Genomic DNA, 14,959 nt, shown 5'->3' with positions numbered 1-14,959 from the left:
TATAGCTTGCGCCATCTTTCCGTTTCGCTTCATGCGAAGCAAAACCCTAGCCGGTATTTGCATAAGTTTCGCTATGTTCTCCCAGTCTTGCAGGCACTTTGCCTACGTGTTACTCACCCGTCCGCCGCTAGGGTCCGAAGGCCCTCGCTCGACTTGCATGTATTAGGCACGCCGCCAGCGTTCGTCCTGAGCCAGGATCAAACTCTCCATTAAAGTAGTTCTTGATCAAAGCTTCAAAACTTGCTTGGCTAGTGTTTCTATCAAACATTTTACTGTTCAGTTTTCAAAGTGCAATTATTTCTTGTCCTAAAACCGACCTTTTAAATACTATCATAAGTATTTAATTAAGTCAACAAGTTTTTTCAAATCTTGTTTTCGTTTTTCGTTTGTGTCTCTCGGACAAGAAATAATCTATCATGAATCAATATATAAAGTCAATAGTTTTTATGTATTTTTTTTTGAAATCTACTTTTACTTTGTAACTCAAACGAATAATGATAGAGCAGATTCCTTTTGTTATAAGGTTTTTAAGACATTTTTAGTTTTACAGAGATTCTTCCTTTATACTTTTTTTTCTCACGTATTTGGAAAGCTCTCTAGGTGATGCAAAGCGAGCGTACATCCTAAATAATGTTGCATATCTTTCTTCCATTGCCCTTTTAACTAAATGATCAATTCGCTTATCCCCGAAATCTAGTAACATTTCCTCTAATTCACGTTTCAGCAGATATTCGACTTCCTGACATTCTTTTGTAGTAAGCAATAATCCTAACAACTATGATCATCTCCCGGAAATAAGTCTACGTATATCATTTCCTGTAGGCTCATTCCCTATTCTTATTTTTTCTATTACTTTTTTAATACAATTAAAAACAAAACGCTTTATATGGGAAGTTTTTAATCCCCCGTTACGAAAATTCAATCTACATACAGGCAATGACAGTGAAAAACGCAATAAAAAAACCGCTATTTTGAGCGGCTTTACATTGCAAGCAATTATTTGACAAGAGGATTCAGGAGTTGAGGTGTTATTACTGACTCGATAACCGCTGCTACAAATAACATGACAACAATCAAAATAAAGGTTTTCCAAAGAATGCGCAGACTATCTCCCCAGTCTCGTTTTACTCGATCCCTTTTTTGTGGTGCAAAAAGCGCCCCAATTGAACGAAATGATAATACACCAAAGCGAATCCCCAATCCTGCTGCAAAAAGGATAGCAACAATCTCAATAACACCGTGTGGTAGAATGCCATATACAAGCATTTCCCATGTGCTGAGCCCTTTTGGATTGGGCATTGTTAATATATACCCAAGTACAGCACCATTCATAAATAAACCCCAAATAGGAAAAATAGCAAAAAACGTCCCCATTCCCAGCATCATGATCGCTGCCATTAGGTTATTCATAAAAATAACTCTTATGGTTGCAAAAATATTATTTTCCAACTGGAGCTCTTTAGAAACCTCTTGGACCTGTTCAAGCATTTTGTTCAAAATCGTACTTAAACTTGCCGAATTAAGCATTCCGACAATTACACCTGCAAGCAGAATAAAGAGAGCAATTCCAAAATATTTGCTTGTTCCTCTCCAAATGTCACTAATAAAACCCCTCACTATACCCACTCCAATCTTACTTAACTATCCATCTCATTCATTTTACCTTTTTATACACATAGATGCGAAAGAATAACCTTTTCCAAATTGCATAAAATGTAGGGGGACAAACTGCTAAAAGGAGGTAGCTTATCATTATGAAGTATATGTTCGTAATCAGTTCTAAGAAGTTAAAACAGTTTTTTATTATTTGTATGGCCTTAATTCTTGGGGCAGGCATCGCTTATGCCGAACGTGACAGCCTGCAAGTTTTCTCCGCCTCCGTCGATAAAAATAAAGGCCCACAAGCCATTTATAAGGTGGATACAAAGGAAAAAAAGGTTGCTCTGACATTTGACATTAGCTGGGGAGAAACGCGGACACAGCCCATTCTGGATATTTTAAAAGAGAAGAAGCTCGACAAGGTAACCTTTTTCCTCTCTTCTCCTTGGAGTCAAAAGCATCCTGAAATGGTAAAGAAAATTGTTGACGGCGGTTACGAAATTGGCTCGCATGGTCACCGTCACGATAATTATAGCCGTTATTCAGAAGAACAAATGCGGACCCAAATCGGCAAAGCTGATACCATTCTCACTGAACTAACAGGGAAAAAGCCTAATTTAATCCGTATGCCAAATGGTGATTTTGATAAACGTGTGCTTCGCGTAGCAAATGACATGGGCTATATGGTTATTCAATGGGATACGGATTCCCTTGACTGGATGAATCCCGGCACGGATCGAATCATCCAAAATGTTGTCTCAAAAGCCCATCCCGGTGATATTATCTTGATGCATGCAAGCGATTCCTGCAAACAAACTCATCTTGCCTTACCGGTTATTATCGACAAATTACGGTCTCAAGGATATGAATTCGTGACCGTATCTGAATTAATTTCAGGATCAAAAATCAAAAGCGAGGAAATTAAATAATTCGTAAGGCAAAGCCTATGTCCTAAACAAAAAGCTACTCCCACACAGATGGAGTAGCCTTTTGTTTGTCATTAATTAAGATATGTAAACCTTGCCTAGATTAAAAAGATTTTGACGTTTTTGTTTTCGTCTTTTTCGTTTGCTCCGTACGCGTAGTTAAGCGATGCAGCTGTAAAATTTGCCAAACATTACAGAACAGCAAAGGTACCACCATTACGGCAATAGCCTTGAAATCGTCTTGCTTTAAAGCAGGCAGCCACTCAATCGCCGTCACCACAAAAATAAAGAATACTGTAGGTACCCATGCCGTTGGATTTGTCATCTTTACTTTCGCATATGCCGTTATTAGCGCTATTCCCAGCAGCAAGGCAGGTTCAACAAAGTATGGAAGCACCGAGCCTCCTTGTCCAAAAGCAATATACCGTAAATAAACCATGTCAAAAAAAGCAAATAATATAAAGAAAATTTGGATATTCTTTCGCAAAGCCTTGCTCTTCATTGAATTTAATACAAGATAATTAAACATCATATACGCAAAGAAACCCATTTGAGCTACAATGCTAGTCGTTAAGCCTAACAACAAATTCATCAATAATCCCATAAAAAAATTAGCAATAGAACCATGGTATATATTTTCCTGGGTAACTAACCCCATAAGCATTCCGCCGATACCACCCAGTAAGAGTGTTGTACCGAATAACCATCCATAATTACGCAAACTCAAGGCTGGTCCCTCCTTCATTGGCTCCTAATGATTTTACCAATGCATGCAAGAAAATTCTAGCGTAAGAAAACAAAAAACTGCACATTTTATAAATAGCTGAGGACTGTAAAAGGAGGGTGTTCCCTGCTAATGTTAAACAAGCATGTCTTTGTTGCCCTGATCCCTGTGATTGCATGTGGTCTTCTCTTATCAAGCTGTGGAACAACGTCACAAAACCAATCCCAGCCTGATTACAAATCCACCAAAACGATGGTTCTTGATATTTTGCAAACGGATGAAGCCAAAAAAACCATGGAAACTATGATGAAAGACGAAAGCTTCCAAAAAAATCTCATCATGAATCCCGAGACTGTGCGTACTACGCTTATCCAAAGTATAGCAAAACCAGACAATCCACACATCAAGAAAGCATTTAAAGATCCCAAGTTCACCAGTACCTTAGCTAAGTCCATGAAGGATGAGAATAAAAAGCTGCTTAAAGAGCTTATGAAAGACCCTGAGTATCAGCAAATGATGCTTAGTATTCTCAAGGACCCTGATTATGAAAAAAGCTTACTTGATTTGATGAAAACCTCCGCCTATCGCAAGCAAACGATGCAAATCATGAAGGATAGCTTAGAAAGCCCCATGTTTCAAGCAGAGATGCTTAAAATCATGATGAAGGCCCAAGAGGATATGATGAATCCTCAGAGTCTAAACGAAGGAACAAAAGGCAAGAAGAAAGAGAAGAAGAAATCATCGGGTGGAGAATAAAAGAAAGAGGTGAGCTTATTCTCACCTTTTTCTTTTTTATCGGGGCATACGTTTTATTAAATGTTCGATGCTTTTGGTTTTTATTATTTACATAGTCGATCGACATCTTGAGCAAGCTGCATATAAATTTGTCCAATAGCGTTTTCGGCTTTATAAATGGATGGAGAGTATTCAGGCTCCTGCGGATGAATCTCTGGTTGACCAAGCGGGATTTGAGCGATCAGGGCACAAGATAGTGTTTCCGCTAGCTTAGAACCGCCTCCCCGTCCAAAGACATACTCTTTGGAACCATCCTTAGCTTCATACCAGGCCATATTCTCCACAACCCCCAAAATTTTATGACCCGTTTTCATTGCCATAGCTCCCGCTCTTGCTGCTACGAATGCTGCTGTAGGATGAGGCGTGGTCACAATAATTTCTTTGCTCTGCGGGATCATGGTATGGATATCAAGTGCTACGTCACCTGTTCCTGGGGGTAAATCAAGCAATAGATAGTCAAGGTCTTCCCCCCAGTGTACCTCACTGAAGAAATTGCGAAGCATCTTGCCAAGCATAGGACCGCGCCAAATGATAGGGGAGTTATCTTCAACAAAGAAGCCCATCGACATTACTTTTACGCCAAACTTCTCTACTGGCAAAATGGTCTGTCCAATAACGGTAGGACGTTGCTCAATGTTCATCATATCTGGAACACTAAATCCATAGATGTCAGCATCAATAATTCCTACTTTTTTGCCTAAACGTGCTAGTGCGACCGCTAAGTTAACCGTAACTGTAGATTTACCAACTCCACCTTTGCCAGAGGTAATAGCAATAAATGTTGTCTTTGAATTTTCAGCAAGTATAGGATGCAAAACATTTGTCTGACCCTGACCCTGTCCTTGGCCCTGAGAAGCTGTAGTCTGCCCTCCACGCAATTGTTGGCTGAGCGCAGCCCTTTCCTCTTCTGTCATGGCTCCAAAGCGAACATCGACCTGCTCTGCACCCAATGCACGAATCGCTTGCACCACGTCATCTTGAATTTTTACCTTTAATGGACAGCCAGATATGGTAAGCACTACTTCCAGAGAAACATGCCGTTCTTCAATCACTATATTGCGAATCATATTAAGCTCTACTAAACTTCGATTTATCTCAGGATCTTTAACGTCACGTAATGCTTCGAGAATTTTCTCTTTCGTTAGCATGTTGAATCCACCTCGATTTTCTAGTTGGGAAACAGGCTTAGGGGTACGCATATACCCGTTGCCTAGTTTAGTAAATCACATGGTGTTCCCTTGCTGTTTCCTAATTTTTGCCCTCATTATAGCATAGTTACAGACTAAACAAGCACACCCAAACTACGGTGCGCTTGTAGCTGTGCTCTTTTCTCCTGCATAATGACGCAAGATTCCCTGATAAATCGCGTTTGCCATTGCTTTTTGATAATCTGCTGACTCCAATTTCCTTGCTTCTTCAGGATTGGATAAAAAGCCTACTTCTACAAGCACGGATGGTGTCTTTACTTCCCGAATTAAAAAAATATCATCTGTCTGCTTGGGACTTCTATTGGTATTTTCTAACACACGTTTAATCTCATCCTGAATGAGAAAGGCCATGGTCTTACTTTCTTGAAAACCAGGGAAGTAAAAGGTTTGAGCACCTCTCCACTTCTCCTGCGGAATACTGTTTAAGTGAATGCTGACTAAAAAATCAGGAGCATTGTCGTTAATAAATTTCACTCGATTGCGAATATCCTCCGACTTTCGTTTTCTCAGCTTACTAGCACCCTCTGATGACAAATCCCTATCATCTTCACGCGTCATGATTACATAAGCTCCTGACTCCTGCAAAAAATCACGTAAATATAGACTGATAGGCAATGCCACATCTTTTTCAACCACTTTTCCATCCTTACTTACTGCACCACCATCCAAGCCACCATGGCCCGCATCAATTGCTATTACTGTCCCTGCCAATGGCAATGTCCAGGTGGACCAAGAAGAATGTGCGGGTAACTTGTACGTAAATATGATGACCAGCAGAAAGCAGGCAAGCACCCACCCTACTACTTTTTTAGTCACTTCGACCGCCCCTTTGTCCCAATTCTCTTCTTCATCATATGGATTAAAATGGACAATTATGACGGGGTTGTCTATAAAAGTCAGACGGGAAAGTATAAGGATTGATGTAAACCGTAATCGCTCTAATGTGTAGGGCTGCTCATAGCATGGCGTGAGATGGAGATGATAAAAAGATCAATCTTTTACAAATGTGCAACTTAACTTACCGGAAGGAATGCTTACGAATGCCAAAGCCTATTGCCATACCTGATCTTTCAAAACGACCGTATAGTCTGAAGGTGGAGCGTCTAATGGATTTATCACCAGATGTTTTATTTCAAGCGTGGACGAAGCACTTTGATCGTTGGTTTGCAGCTCCTGGGTCAGTATTGATGAAAGGGAGGTAAACACGCCCTTCTTTTTTGAGACACAATTTGAAGAGGAACGTCATCCTCATTACGGAAGATTTCTTAGACTTGAGCAGGACCGGCTGGTTGAATTAACCTGGGTCACTGGGGGTAAAGGAACAAAGGGGGCTGAAACAGTTGTAACGGTTGAGCTTGAGTCACATAGCAATGCTACACTGCTCCGTCTTACCCATGCAGGATTCCCAGATCAAGAGTCCAGAGACCGACATGAACAAGCGTGGCCACTTGTGCTTGAGCAGCTTAACAACAGAATGACAGCACCACGTAGCTAATGACAAAGAATTTCTTCAAGGAATAAATAAAATGAGTATGGTCAAATTATGGTCATGACATGACACTACTTGATCAAAAGAAAACAAGCCCCAAATCAATAAATGATTTGAGGCTTGCATCCTTATGATAACAGTAAAATTAACGTTTAGAGAACTGAGGCGCGCGACGAGCAGCTTTAAGACCGTATTTTTTACGTTCTTTCATACGAGGGTCACGAGTCAAGAATCCAGCGCGTTTCAAAGCACCGCGAAGTTCTGGATCTGCTTTTAGCAACGCACGAGCAACACCATGACGGATAGCTCCTGCTTGACCAGTTGTACCTCCGCCACCAACGTTTACTAAAACATCATAGTGACCTAGAGTTTCAGTAAGAACTAGTGGTTGTTTTACGATCAGCTTTAAAGTTTCCAAACCAAAATAGTTATCCATATCACGCTTGTTGATCGAAATGCGACCTTCGCCTGGTACCAAGCGAACGCGTGCTACGGAGTGTTTACGACGACCTGTACCGTAGTATTGAACTTGTGCCACGAGTCATTTCCTCCCTTTTATTAGCCGCGAATTTGCCATGCTTCTGGTTTTTGAGCAGCATGTGGATGCTCAGTACCTGCATATACTTTAAGTTTTGAGAACATTTGACGTCCCAAGCTGTTTTTAGGAAGCATACCTTTAACAGCCAATTCGAACATACGATCTGGGCGTTTGTTCAACATTTCACCAGCAGGAGTTGCTTTCAAACCGCCTGGGTGCATGGAGTGTCTATAGTACATTTTATCAGTAAGTTTTTTACCAGTAAGCTTGATTTTGTCAGCATTAAGAACGATTACGAAATCACCAGTGTCAACGTGTGGTGTAAATTCAGGCTTTAGTTTACCGCGTAGGATAGATGCTACTTCGCTCGCAAGACGACCAAGAGTTTGGCCTTCAGCGTCAACGATGTACCATTTACGCTCAACTTCTTGCGTTTTCGCCATATATGTGGTACGCATGTTTGTCCCTCCTAGATATCTTGCCGTTCAATGTTAAAGGCCAAAGCTGCAACGGTGAACAACTTTACCTTGTGTATCCTATTTCGTACTAAGTCAATTTTCAATCCCGGGGCTAGAGTGGGGCTAGCGGGTATGAAAATACCATTAGTTATCATACTATATAGATCATGCGAGAGTCAAGGAAAACGAATGGACTATTCCTTGTAAAATACTTCCCACATTGTAAGACCATGGGGAGGTGCTGTCTGTCCTGCCAATTCCCGATCGCACCCTGCAAGAATACTAGGAATATGATCTGGACTTAGCTTTCCTTCTCCAACATTAAGCAAAGTTCCCGCAATGATTCTTACCATGTTATATAAAAACCCGTTGCCGCGACAAATAATCCAAAGAAGTGTTCCTTCTTGTTCAATTTTCACGTCATAAATGGTACGCACCTTATTCTCCACATGCGTCCTTGCAGAGCAAAAAGAAGTAAAGTCATGCGTTCCTATCAAATGGGTGGCAGCTTGTCTCATCGCTTCCACATCTAGCGGATAGCGAACATGCCAAGCATAGCGGTGGCGAAAGATGTCTGGCACCTGAGTATTGTTGATACAATATCGGTATTCCTTCTCTCTGACGTCAAATCGAGCATGAAAGGATGGCTCTACCTCCTCTATTGTTTGAATGACAATCGAGTCAGGTAGCTGATTATTAAGAATCCAACACCATTTTTCTATGGGAATGGTTGATTTGGTATCAAAGTGAAAGGTTTGACCCTTGGCATGAACACCTGCATCTGTACGACCAGACCCGTGAATTTGAATCGTCTCGCCAGTAATGCGCATAATGGCTGCCTCAATCTCCCCTTGAATGGTTACTTGTTCAGGCTGAACTTGAAATCCACTATAATCAGTTCCATCATAGGCAACAATACCTTTTAATCGTTTCATGTTCTCCACCATCCTACAACTGCCACAAGAACCAGCATAAATAACAACAGGATGCCGTCTCGATAACTGAATTGCAATTGACGTAATTTTGTACGTCCAATATCCCCACGATATCCTCTTGCCTCCATTGCTAATGCTAAATCCTCAGCTCGACGAAATGCACTAATAAACAGCGGAATCACAATGGCAACCATGGCTTTAGCCCGGCTCAACAGTGTTCCACTATCAAAATTAGCACCTCTAGCCATCTGTGCTTTCATAATCTTGTCTGTCTCTTCCAATAGCGTCGGGATAAATCGAATCGCAATGGAAAGCATGAGCGCCATTTCATGAACAGGAAGACCCCATTTTTTTAAAGGGCCAAACGTTCGTTCTACCCCATCCGTCAGATCAATAGGTGAAGTGGTTAAAGTCAGCAATGAACTGATTACAACCAATAGCCCTAATCGCATCGACACAAACAGAGCCTGACGCACACCCTCCTCTTCTATGCTGAACCACCCCCATCTTACATACACCTGCCCACCTTTCGTAAGCAAGATTTGCAAAATGACGGTTAGCAATAGCAGGAACCAGACTGGTTTTAAACCACGAAGAATATAGGAAAGCGATAATTTCGACATAAACAAGCATAGCAAGAGAATAGCTACTAAGAATCCGTAGATTTCCGCCTTGTTCGCCATAAAAACAACCATAGCAAATACGATAATAAATAAAAATTTACTTCTCGGATCCAGGCGGTGTACAAAGGAAGCACCGGGTATATATTGGCCGATAGCAAAATTTTGTAGCATGCTCATTGAACATCCTCCTTGCCTTGCTTGAGTAAATCAAGCAGATAGGAGGATAAATCCTCTTCTTTGTATAAAGAGAGCGGCAATCGCTTATTGTGTGGAAGCTTTTCATTTAATCGATGAAGAAAAGAGACTGTTTCAGGTACATCTAAAGCTAATTCTTGCAAAGCAGCTTGCTCTTTAAAAATGTCTGCAGGTGTACCCTCCATCGCAATCCTTCCTTTAGCCAATACCAGAAGATAATCAGCATACCGAGCAGCTTCCTCCATACTGTGGGTAACCAGTAAAGTAGTGAGCTTTTGCTCTCGATGAATCTGATAAATCCCTTCTAAGATGGCTTTCCTCCCAGCAGGATCGAGTCCTGCGGTCGGTTCATCTAGAACAAGTACTTTTGGTTGCATTGCCAATACCCCTGCAATTGCAACACGGCGCATCTGTCCCCCACTTAAATGGAAAGGAGAGCGATCTTTAACCTCATCGAAGGAAAGTCCCACAATTTCAAGCGCTTCTTTTGCCCTTTGATAAGCCATTTGTTCGGGTAATTCATAATTTAGTGGACCGTACATTACATCTTTAAGTACAGTTTCTTCAAAAAGTTGATGTTCCGGATATTGGAACACGAGCCCCACCTGGCGGCGTAAATTACGCGTTTTTTTCGTTGTCGGTGTAACAACCATCTCGCCGACCCGCACAGTACCCTCTGTCGGCTTAATTAAACCGTTCAGATGCTGTATCAAAGTCGATTTTCCGGAGCCGGTTTGACCAATAATACCTACAAACGAACCCGATGGGATAGTAAAGGAGATGTGCGAAAGTGCCTCTTTTTCAAACGGAGTCCCTTTTCCATACAAATAGGTCACATTTTCAAAAGATATTTGCATAATTCGTCAACCAACTCCTCTTGATCCAGTACAGTCTGAAGTTTTATACCTTGTTGCCTTAAAGTGTGACGAAGCCTTCCTGCAAAGGGAACATCCAGACCAATAGCCTTCAGACCCTCTACGTCAGCATACACTTCAACAGGAGTACCATCCGCATAAATCTTCCCCTGATCCATCACAATAATACGATCAGACTCTAATGTCTCTTCTGGAAAATGCGTAATGTTAACGATTGTGAGCCCTTCTTCTCGGTTCAACCGGTGAACCAATTGAATAACTTCTTTCCTTCCTTGTGGGTCAAGCATAGCAGTGGCTTCATCCAAAATAATAATGGACGGGCGCATTGCCAGAATTCCAGCAATCGCAACACGCTGCTTCTGCCCACCAGACAGCCGTTGAGGCTGGCTTTTCAGGTAGGCTGTCATCTTAACCGATTCTAAGGATTCGTCAATACGCTTACGCATCTCAGTTGCTTCAATACCGAGGTTCTCAAGCCCAAAGGCTACGTCATCCTCGACGATCGTACCGACGATTTGATTATCTGGATTCTGAAACACCATACCTACCTGCTGTCTGATGTCCCATAATCGTTCCTCATCGTCAGTAGAAAATCCTGTGACCGTCAGTACCCCTGCAGTCGGTACCAACAAAGCGTTCATAAGCTTTGCTAACGTCGATTTGCCAGAGCCGTTATGTCCAATGATTGAAACAAAAGAACCTTCCTGAATAGAAAAGTCTATACCTTTTACCACGGGGGATGCTTCTGCTAGCTCCGAGTGATATTGAAAGGTAAGCCCACTAGCTTGAATCATGTTAGATTGTTCTTTCAAAGTCCTCACATCCCTCGTCACAGGCCAAATTACAAGATGTTTTTGGAACTATATCTGGATAAAAGAAAAAAGGGTTGAATCAGAACCCGGCAAAACCAGACCCTGTCCTCACCCTTTCTCTAGCAACCAGTTACTATTCAACTAATTCGATATAAGCCATTGGTGCAGCATCGCCACGGCGAGGACCAACTTTAAGGATACGAGTGTATCCACCATTACGCTCAGCGAAACGTGGTGCGATATCATCGAAAAGTTTTTGAACAGCTGTTTTGCCTTCCTCAGTAGCAACTTCGTTACGAACGAAAGCAGCTACTTGACGACGTGCATGAAGATCACCGCGTTTTGCAAGAGTGACCATTTTATCAGCGATAGAACGTAGTTCTTTCGCTTTCATTTCAGTCGTTTCGATGCGCTCGTTGATGATAAGATCTGTTACCAAATCGCGGAACAGAGCTTTACGAGCCGCAGAACGACGTCCAAGTTTACGGTATGCCATGTTCTAACCTCCTTCTTTCTGGTATGTTGTGACTTAATATGCATCAGCATTTCACACCAGATTTGACCCTCTCCCAAGACAAGGAGTGGATAGTAACATCTGTATAGATAACTATGCTAAAAGCTCTTAGTCGTCGTTACGTAGTCCTAGACCAAGCTCTTGAAGTTTTTCTTGAACTTCTTCTAAAGATTTACGTCCCAAGTTACGAACTTTCATCATATCTTCTTCAGACTTCTGAGTTAACTCTTGAACCGTGTTGATACCAGCGCGTTTCAAGCAGTTGTAAGAACGAACAGAAAGATCAAGCTCTTCGATAGTCATCTCTAAGACTTTTTCTTTCTTATCTTCTTCTTTTTCGACCATGATTTCAGCATCTTTCGCTTCGTCAGTCAAACCAACAAACAAGTTAAGATGCTCCGTCATGATTTTGGCTCCAAGGCTAACAGCTTCCTCAGGGCGGATGCTTCCATTTGTCCAAACTTCCAATGTTAATTTATCATAGTTAGTCATTTGCCCTACGCGGGTATTCTCAACCTGATAGTTAACACGTTTGATTGGAGTGTAAATGGAGTCAATTGGAATAACACCAATTGGTTGATCCTCAGATTTATTGCCATCTGCTTGAACATACCCACGACCGCGCCCTGCTGTCATGCGAATATGCAGACGACCGCCATTTGCTAACGTTGCGATATGCAGATCAGGGTTTAAAATCTCCACATCACTATCAGCACGAATATCTCCTGCTTTCACAACGCCTTCGCCTTCAGCATCAATCTCAAGAATTTTTTCTTCATCAGAATGGATCTTAAGCGCAAGACCCTTGATGTTGAGGATGATTTCAGTTACGTCCTCCACTACTCCCTCGACAGTCGAGAATTCGTGTAGTACACCGTCAATTTGAACAGAAGTAACCGCCGCGCCTGGCAAAGAAGACAGTAGAATCCGTCTAAGTGAATTGCCAAGGGTTGTACCGTAACCACGCTCAAGGGGCTCAACGACGAATTTGCCGTACAAGTTGTCGTCGTCTAACTCCACAACCTCAATTCTAGGTTTTTCTATTTCTATCATTCTTAACAAACCCTCCTTCAAAACGTCGAAATTCAAGGGTGGGCCTAGGGACCCACTCAGGAATTTCTTTCGGCGGTTTACCGTTTGCATGCATGTCAAGCCAAAAAAGCAGAATCTACCATTCTATTATGGACAAGTTCTGAGCTTTATAAACCCGACTACACGCGGCGACGTTTTGGTGGACGGCAGCCGTTGTGTGGGATTGGGGTAACATCTTTAATCATGTTAACTTCCAAACCAGCAGCTTGCAATGAACGGATAGCAGCCTCACGACCAGCACCAGGACCTTTAACTAGTACTTCCAAAGAACGCATTCCATGATCCATTGCAGTTTTTGCTGCAGTTTCAGCAGCCATTTGCGCTGCGAATGGAGTGCTCTTACGGGAACCTCTGAAGCCGAGGGCACCAGCACTGGACCAAGAGATTGCGTTGCCATGAGGGTCTGTGATCGTAACGATAGTGTTGTTGAATGTAGAACGGATATGTGCTACGCCAACTTCAACATTTTTACGATCGCGACGACGTGTACGAGTCGCAACTTGTTTTCTTTTAGCCATGTTAATTTACCCTCCTTTACTTCTTCTTGTTCGCTACTGTACGACGAGGACCTTTACGTGTACGAGCATTTGTTTTAGAACGTTGACCACGAACTGGTAAACCACGACGATGGCGGATACCACGGAAGCAACCAATTTCCATCAAGCGTTTAATGTTAAGAGAGATTTCACGACGAAGGTCCCCCTCAACTTTGATGTTCTTGTCGATGAATTCACGAAGTTTGTTAACTTCATCTTCAGTCAAATCACGAACACGAGCATTAGCATCTACGCCAGCTTCCGCAAGAATGCGTTGGGAAGTAGAGCGACCGATACCGAAGATATAGGTAAGTGCGATTTCCACTCGTTTTTCACGAGGCAAGTCGACGCCTGCAATACGTGCCATTCTTCTAAAGCACCTCCTTGATTTTATCCTTGTTTTTGCTTATGTTTTGGATTTTCACAAATAACCATAACGTTACCTTTGCGACGGATAACTTTGCACTTTTCGCAAATCGGTTTTACCGACGGTCTTACTTTCATGGTTCTTGCCTCCCTTTTCTAGGGGTTAAAATTATTTGTAACGGTACGTAATACGCCCGCGAGTTAAGTCGTAAGGCGATAGTTCGACAGTTACCTTGTCTCCAGGAAGAATACGAATGAAGTGCATTCGAATTTTTCCTGATACATGTGCCAATACTTTATGTCCATTTTCCAGCTCAACACGGAACATTGCATTTGGCAATGGTTCGATGACGGTACCTTCTACTTCAATTACGTCGTCTTTGGCCATTGGCTAGTCTCCTTTCAACTGTTTATACAGTCAGACCATGAGTTTGGCATCATCATAATGCCTCGAGAAACTTCTCGGCTACTTGAACAAACTTATCGTCAACACGTTGAACGACAATCTTCCAGTTCACCTTCGTTTAGGGTCTAGTCAAGATCTCATAGCCATCTTCCGTAATCGCGATGGTGTGTTCATAGTGCGCACACTTTTTCCCATCCACTGTTACGACCGTCCAATTGTCCTCCAATGTGCGGACATAACGTTCGCCAGCATTCACCATCGGCTCGATTGCTAAAACCATTCCTGGCTTTAATCTTGGCCCTCTGTTAGGAGAACCATAATTAGGAATTTGTGGATCTTCATGCAAACTTTGACCGATTCCATGTCCCACGTACTCGCGGACGATTGAATAACCAGCAGCTTCCGCATGTAGTTGAATCTCATGAGAGATATCAGAAAGGCGTCCATCAGGAATTGCTTTCGCTAGACCTTTATATAAGGACTCTTCCGTGACTTGCATCAGACGCTGATCATCCACAGAGATGTTACCAACAGCATAGGTCCAGGCTGAGTCACCATGATAACCTTGGAACTTAGCACCAATATCTATGCTGATGATATCCCCTTCTTGCAATGTCCGTTTTCCTGGAATTCCATGTACGAGTTCCTCATTGACTGAGGCACAGATACTGCCTGTAAACCCACCGTAGCCCTTAAACGACGGAATCGCATTATGACTGCGAATAAAAGTTTCGGCCAGCTCATCAAGTTCCTTTGTAGTAACACCCGGCTTTATGAAGTTTGCCAGTTGTTGATGAGTTAAAGCGACAATTCGGCCAGCTTCCCTCATTATCTCAAGTTCAGCTTTAGACTTTATATTAATCATTAT

Annotated in this window: 20 protein-coding genes, 1 rRNA gene and 1 pseudogene; 3 read left to right on the top strand and 19 right to left on the bottom strand. The window is 42.2% G+C overall.

Going from position 1 to position 14,959, the window contains the following annotated elements:
* The 3 genes from AYJ08_RS24185 to AYJ08_RS22330 form a co-directional block, all read right to left on the bottom strand.
* Positions 1 to 213, bottom strand: a 16S ribosomal RNA gene (locus tag AYJ08_RS24185); the annotation flags it as partial.
* 331 nt (positions 214 to 544) lie between these two features.
* On the bottom strand, positions 545 to 775 hold the full coding sequence (locus tag AYJ08_RS22335; RefSeq protein WP_003333745.1) for a hypothetical protein: 231 nt from the start codon (positions 773 to 775) through the stop codon (positions 545 to 547).
* A gap of 221 nt (positions 776 to 996) precedes the next feature.
* Complete coding sequence (locus tag AYJ08_RS22330) at positions 997 to 1,617, bottom strand: stage II sporulation protein M (RefSeq protein ID WP_064019509.1); 621 nt, start codon at positions 1,615 to 1,617, stop codon at positions 997 to 999.
* Between the two features lie 137 nt (positions 1,618 to 1,754).
* Here AYJ08_RS22330 and pdaB point away from each other — a divergent pair, with 137 nt between their 5' ends.
* Positions 1,755 to 2,528, top strand: a complete 774-nt coding sequence (pdaB, locus tag AYJ08_RS22325; RefSeq protein WP_064019508.1) for a polysaccharide deacetylase family sporulation protein PdaB — start codon at positions 1,755 to 1,757, stop codon at positions 2,526 to 2,528.
* Between the two features lie 100 nt (positions 2,529 to 2,628).
* Here pdaB and AYJ08_RS22320 read toward each other — a convergent pair whose 3' ends face one another.
* Positions 2,629 to 3,252 (bottom strand): KinB-signaling pathway activation protein, encoded by a 624-nt coding sequence (locus tag AYJ08_RS22320; RefSeq protein ID WP_064019507.1) that lies wholly within the window; start codon positions 3,250 to 3,252, stop codon positions 2,629 to 2,631.
* A gap of 129 nt (positions 3,253 to 3,381) precedes the next feature.
* Here AYJ08_RS22320 and gerD point away from each other — a divergent pair, with 129 nt between their 5' ends.
* Positions 3,382 to 4,005 carry a spore germination lipoprotein GerD gene (gene gerD / locus AYJ08_RS22315; RefSeq protein ID WP_064019506.1) on the top strand — a complete coding sequence of 208 codons (624 nt, stop codon included), beginning with the start codon at positions 3,382 to 3,384 and terminating at the stop codon, positions 4,003 to 4,005.
* A gap of 83 nt (positions 4,006 to 4,088) precedes the next feature.
* Here the strand turns inward: gerD and AYJ08_RS22310 are convergent, their stop codons facing one another.
* Entirely contained in the window at positions 4,089 to 5,192 is a 1,104-nt protein-coding gene (locus AYJ08_RS22310; protein ID WP_064019505.1) for a P-loop NTPase, read from the bottom strand.
* Between the two features lie 153 nt (positions 5,193 to 5,345).
* A complete protein-coding gene (gene cwlD, locus AYJ08_RS22305) occupies positions 5,346 to 6,068 on the bottom strand; it encodes an N-acetylmuramoyl-L-alanine amidase CwlD (RefSeq protein WP_064019504.1) in 723 nt (240 codons plus the stop codon).
* A 224-nt stretch (positions 6,069 to 6,292) separates the two neighbouring features.
* On the opposite strand from cwlD, the pseudogene AYJ08_RS22300 reads away from it, so the two are divergent.
* Positions 6,293 to 6,747, top strand: a pseudogene (locus tag AYJ08_RS22300) (SRPBCC family protein).
* Positions 6,748 to 6,886: 139 nt separating this feature from the next.
* Here the strand turns inward: AYJ08_RS22300 and rpsI are convergent.
* The 13 genes from rpsI to map all read right to left on the bottom strand — a co-directional run bounded on the left by rpsI (position 6,887) and on the right by map (position 14,956).
* Positions 6,887 to 7,279: a 30S ribosomal protein S9 gene (gene rpsI, locus AYJ08_RS22295; RefSeq protein ID WP_031413227.1), complete on the bottom strand. Its 393-nt coding sequence runs from the start codon at positions 7,277 to 7,279 to the stop codon at positions 6,887 to 6,889.
* A 20-nt stretch (positions 7,280 to 7,299) separates the two neighbouring features.
* Complete coding sequence (gene rplM / locus AYJ08_RS22290) at positions 7,300 to 7,737, bottom strand: 50S ribosomal protein L13 (RefSeq protein WP_031413226.1); 438 nt, start codon at positions 7,735 to 7,737, stop codon at positions 7,300 to 7,302.
* 194 nt (positions 7,738 to 7,931) lie between these two features.
* The gene (truA, locus tag AYJ08_RS22285) at positions 7,932 to 8,672 is read right to left on the bottom strand and encodes a tRNA pseudouridine(38-40) synthase TruA (protein WP_064019503.1); all 741 of its coding nucleotides are present in this window, start codon (positions 8,670 to 8,672) and stop codon (positions 7,932 to 7,934) included.
* Positions 8,669 to 9,472 (bottom strand): energy-coupling factor transporter transmembrane component T family protein, encoded by an 804-nt coding sequence (locus tag AYJ08_RS22280; protein ID WP_082891055.1) that lies wholly within the window; start codon positions 9,470 to 9,472, stop codon positions 8,669 to 8,671. Before AYJ08_RS22280 ends, truA begins: the two co-directional genes overlap by 4 nt.
* Entirely contained in the window at positions 9,469 to 10,347 is an 879-nt protein-coding gene (locus tag AYJ08_RS22275; protein WP_064019502.1) for an energy-coupling factor transporter ATPase, read from the bottom strand. Before AYJ08_RS22275 ends, AYJ08_RS22280 begins: the two co-directional genes overlap by 4 nt.
* On the bottom strand, positions 10,323 to 11,159 hold the full coding sequence (locus tag AYJ08_RS22270) for an energy-coupling factor transporter ATPase (protein WP_031413222.1): 837 nt from the start codon (positions 11,157 to 11,159) through the stop codon (positions 10,323 to 10,325). Before AYJ08_RS22270 ends, AYJ08_RS22275 begins: the two co-directional genes overlap by 25 nt.
* A gap of 151 nt (positions 11,160 to 11,310) precedes the next feature.
* Positions 11,311 to 11,673: a 50S ribosomal protein L17 gene (gene rplQ / locus AYJ08_RS22265; RefSeq protein WP_003333760.1), complete on the bottom strand. Its 363-nt coding sequence runs from the start codon at positions 11,671 to 11,673 to the stop codon at positions 11,311 to 11,313.
* A gap of 126 nt (positions 11,674 to 11,799) precedes the next feature.
* Positions 11,800 to 12,744 carry a DNA-directed RNA polymerase subunit alpha gene (locus tag AYJ08_RS22260; protein ID WP_003333761.1) on the bottom strand — a complete coding sequence of 315 codons (945 nt, stop codon included), beginning with the start codon at positions 12,742 to 12,744 and terminating at the stop codon, positions 11,800 to 11,802.
* 158 nt (positions 12,745 to 12,902) lie between these two features.
* Entirely contained in the window at positions 12,903 to 13,301 is a 399-nt protein-coding gene (gene rpsK / locus AYJ08_RS22255; protein ID WP_018673881.1) for a 30S ribosomal protein S11, read from the bottom strand.
* A gap of 16 nt (positions 13,302 to 13,317) precedes the next feature.
* Positions 13,318 to 13,686, bottom strand: coding sequence for a 30S ribosomal protein S13 (gene rpsM, locus AYJ08_RS22250; protein WP_018673882.1), 369 nt, complete (start codon positions 13,684 to 13,686; stop codon positions 13,318 to 13,320).
* A 23-nt stretch (positions 13,687 to 13,709) separates the two neighbouring features.
* Positions 13,710 to 13,823 carry a 50S ribosomal protein L36 gene (gene rpmJ / locus AYJ08_RS22245; protein WP_003333770.1) on the bottom strand — a complete coding sequence of 38 codons (114 nt, stop codon included), beginning with the start codon at positions 13,821 to 13,823 and terminating at the stop codon, positions 13,710 to 13,712.
* 31 nt (positions 13,824 to 13,854) lie between these two features.
* The gene (gene infA, locus AYJ08_RS22240) at positions 13,855 to 14,073 is read right to left on the bottom strand and encodes a translation initiation factor IF-1 (RefSeq protein WP_003333772.1); all 219 of its coding nucleotides are present in this window, start codon (positions 14,071 to 14,073) and stop codon (positions 13,855 to 13,857) included.
* 136 nt (positions 14,074 to 14,209) lie between these two features.
* Positions 14,210 to 14,956 (bottom strand): type I methionyl aminopeptidase, encoded by a 747-nt coding sequence (gene map / locus AYJ08_RS22235; RefSeq protein ID WP_031413219.1) that lies wholly within the window; start codon positions 14,954 to 14,956, stop codon positions 14,210 to 14,212.
* Positions 14,957 to 14,959: the final 3 nt, after the last annotated feature.

The organism is Brevibacillus sp. SKDU10 (genome assembly GCF_001645205.1).
Lineage (GTDB): Bacteria > Bacillota > Bacilli > Brevibacillales > Brevibacillaceae > Brevibacillus_B > Brevibacillus_B halotolerans.
The sequence above is the reverse complement of the archived record's forward strand: the minus strand, read 5'-3'. Positions and strand labels throughout refer to the sequence as shown.

Bases quoted from the DNA above. Each gene is read 5' to 3' on its own strand.
- pdaB (WP_064019508.1), top strand. From the start codon at position 1,755: ATGAAGTATATGTTCGTAATCAGTTCTAAGAAGTTAAAACAGTTTTTT.
- gerD (WP_064019506.1), top strand. From the start codon at position 3,382: ATGTTAAACAAGCATGTCTTTGTTGCCCTGATCCCTGTGATTGCATGT.
- AYJ08_RS22310 (WP_064019505.1), bottom strand. From the start codon at position 5,192: ATGCTAACGAAAGAGAAAATTCTCGAAGCATTACGTGACGTTAAAGAT.
- rplM (WP_031413226.1), bottom strand. From the start codon at position 7,737: ATGCGTACCACATATATGGCGAAAACGCAAGAAGTTGAGCGTAAATGG.
- truA (WP_064019503.1), bottom strand. From the start codon at position 8,672: ATGAAACGATTAAAAGGTATTGTTGCCTATGATGGAACTGATTATAGT.
- AYJ08_RS22280 (WP_082891055.1), bottom strand. From the start codon at position 9,472: ATGAGCATGCTACAAAATTTTGCTATCGGCCAATATATACCCGGTGCT.
- AYJ08_RS22275 (WP_064019502.1), bottom strand. From the start codon at position 10,347: ATGCAAATATCTTTTGAAAATGTGACCTATTTGTATGGAAAAGGGACT.
- AYJ08_RS22270 (WP_031413222.1), bottom strand. From the start codon at position 11,159: ATGATTCAAGCTAGTGGGCTTACCTTTCAATATCACTCGGAGCTAGCA.
- rplQ (WP_003333760.1), bottom strand. From the start codon at position 11,673: ATGGCATACCGTAAACTTGGACGTCGTTCTGCGGCTCGTAAAGCTCTG.
- AYJ08_RS22260 (WP_003333761.1), bottom strand. From the start codon at position 12,744: ATGATAGAAATAGAAAAACCTAGAATTGAGGTTGTGGAGTTAGACGAC.
- rpsK (WP_018673881.1), bottom strand. From the start codon at position 13,301: ATGGCTAAAAGAAAACAAGTTGCGACTCGTACACGTCGTCGCGATCGT.
- rpsM (WP_018673882.1), bottom strand. From the start codon at position 13,686: ATGGCACGTATTGCAGGCGTCGACTTGCCTCGTGAAAAACGAGTGGAA.
- rpmJ (WP_003333770.1), bottom strand. From the start codon at position 13,823: ATGAAAGTAAGACCGTCGGTAAAACCGATTTGCGAAAAGTGCAAAGTT.
- infA (WP_003333772.1), bottom strand. From the start codon at position 14,073: ATGGCCAAAGACGACGTAATTGAAGTAGAAGGTACCGTCATCGAACCA.
- map (WP_031413219.1), bottom strand. From the start codon at position 14,956: ATGATTAATATAAAGTCTAAAGCTGAACTTGAGATAATGAGGGAAGCT.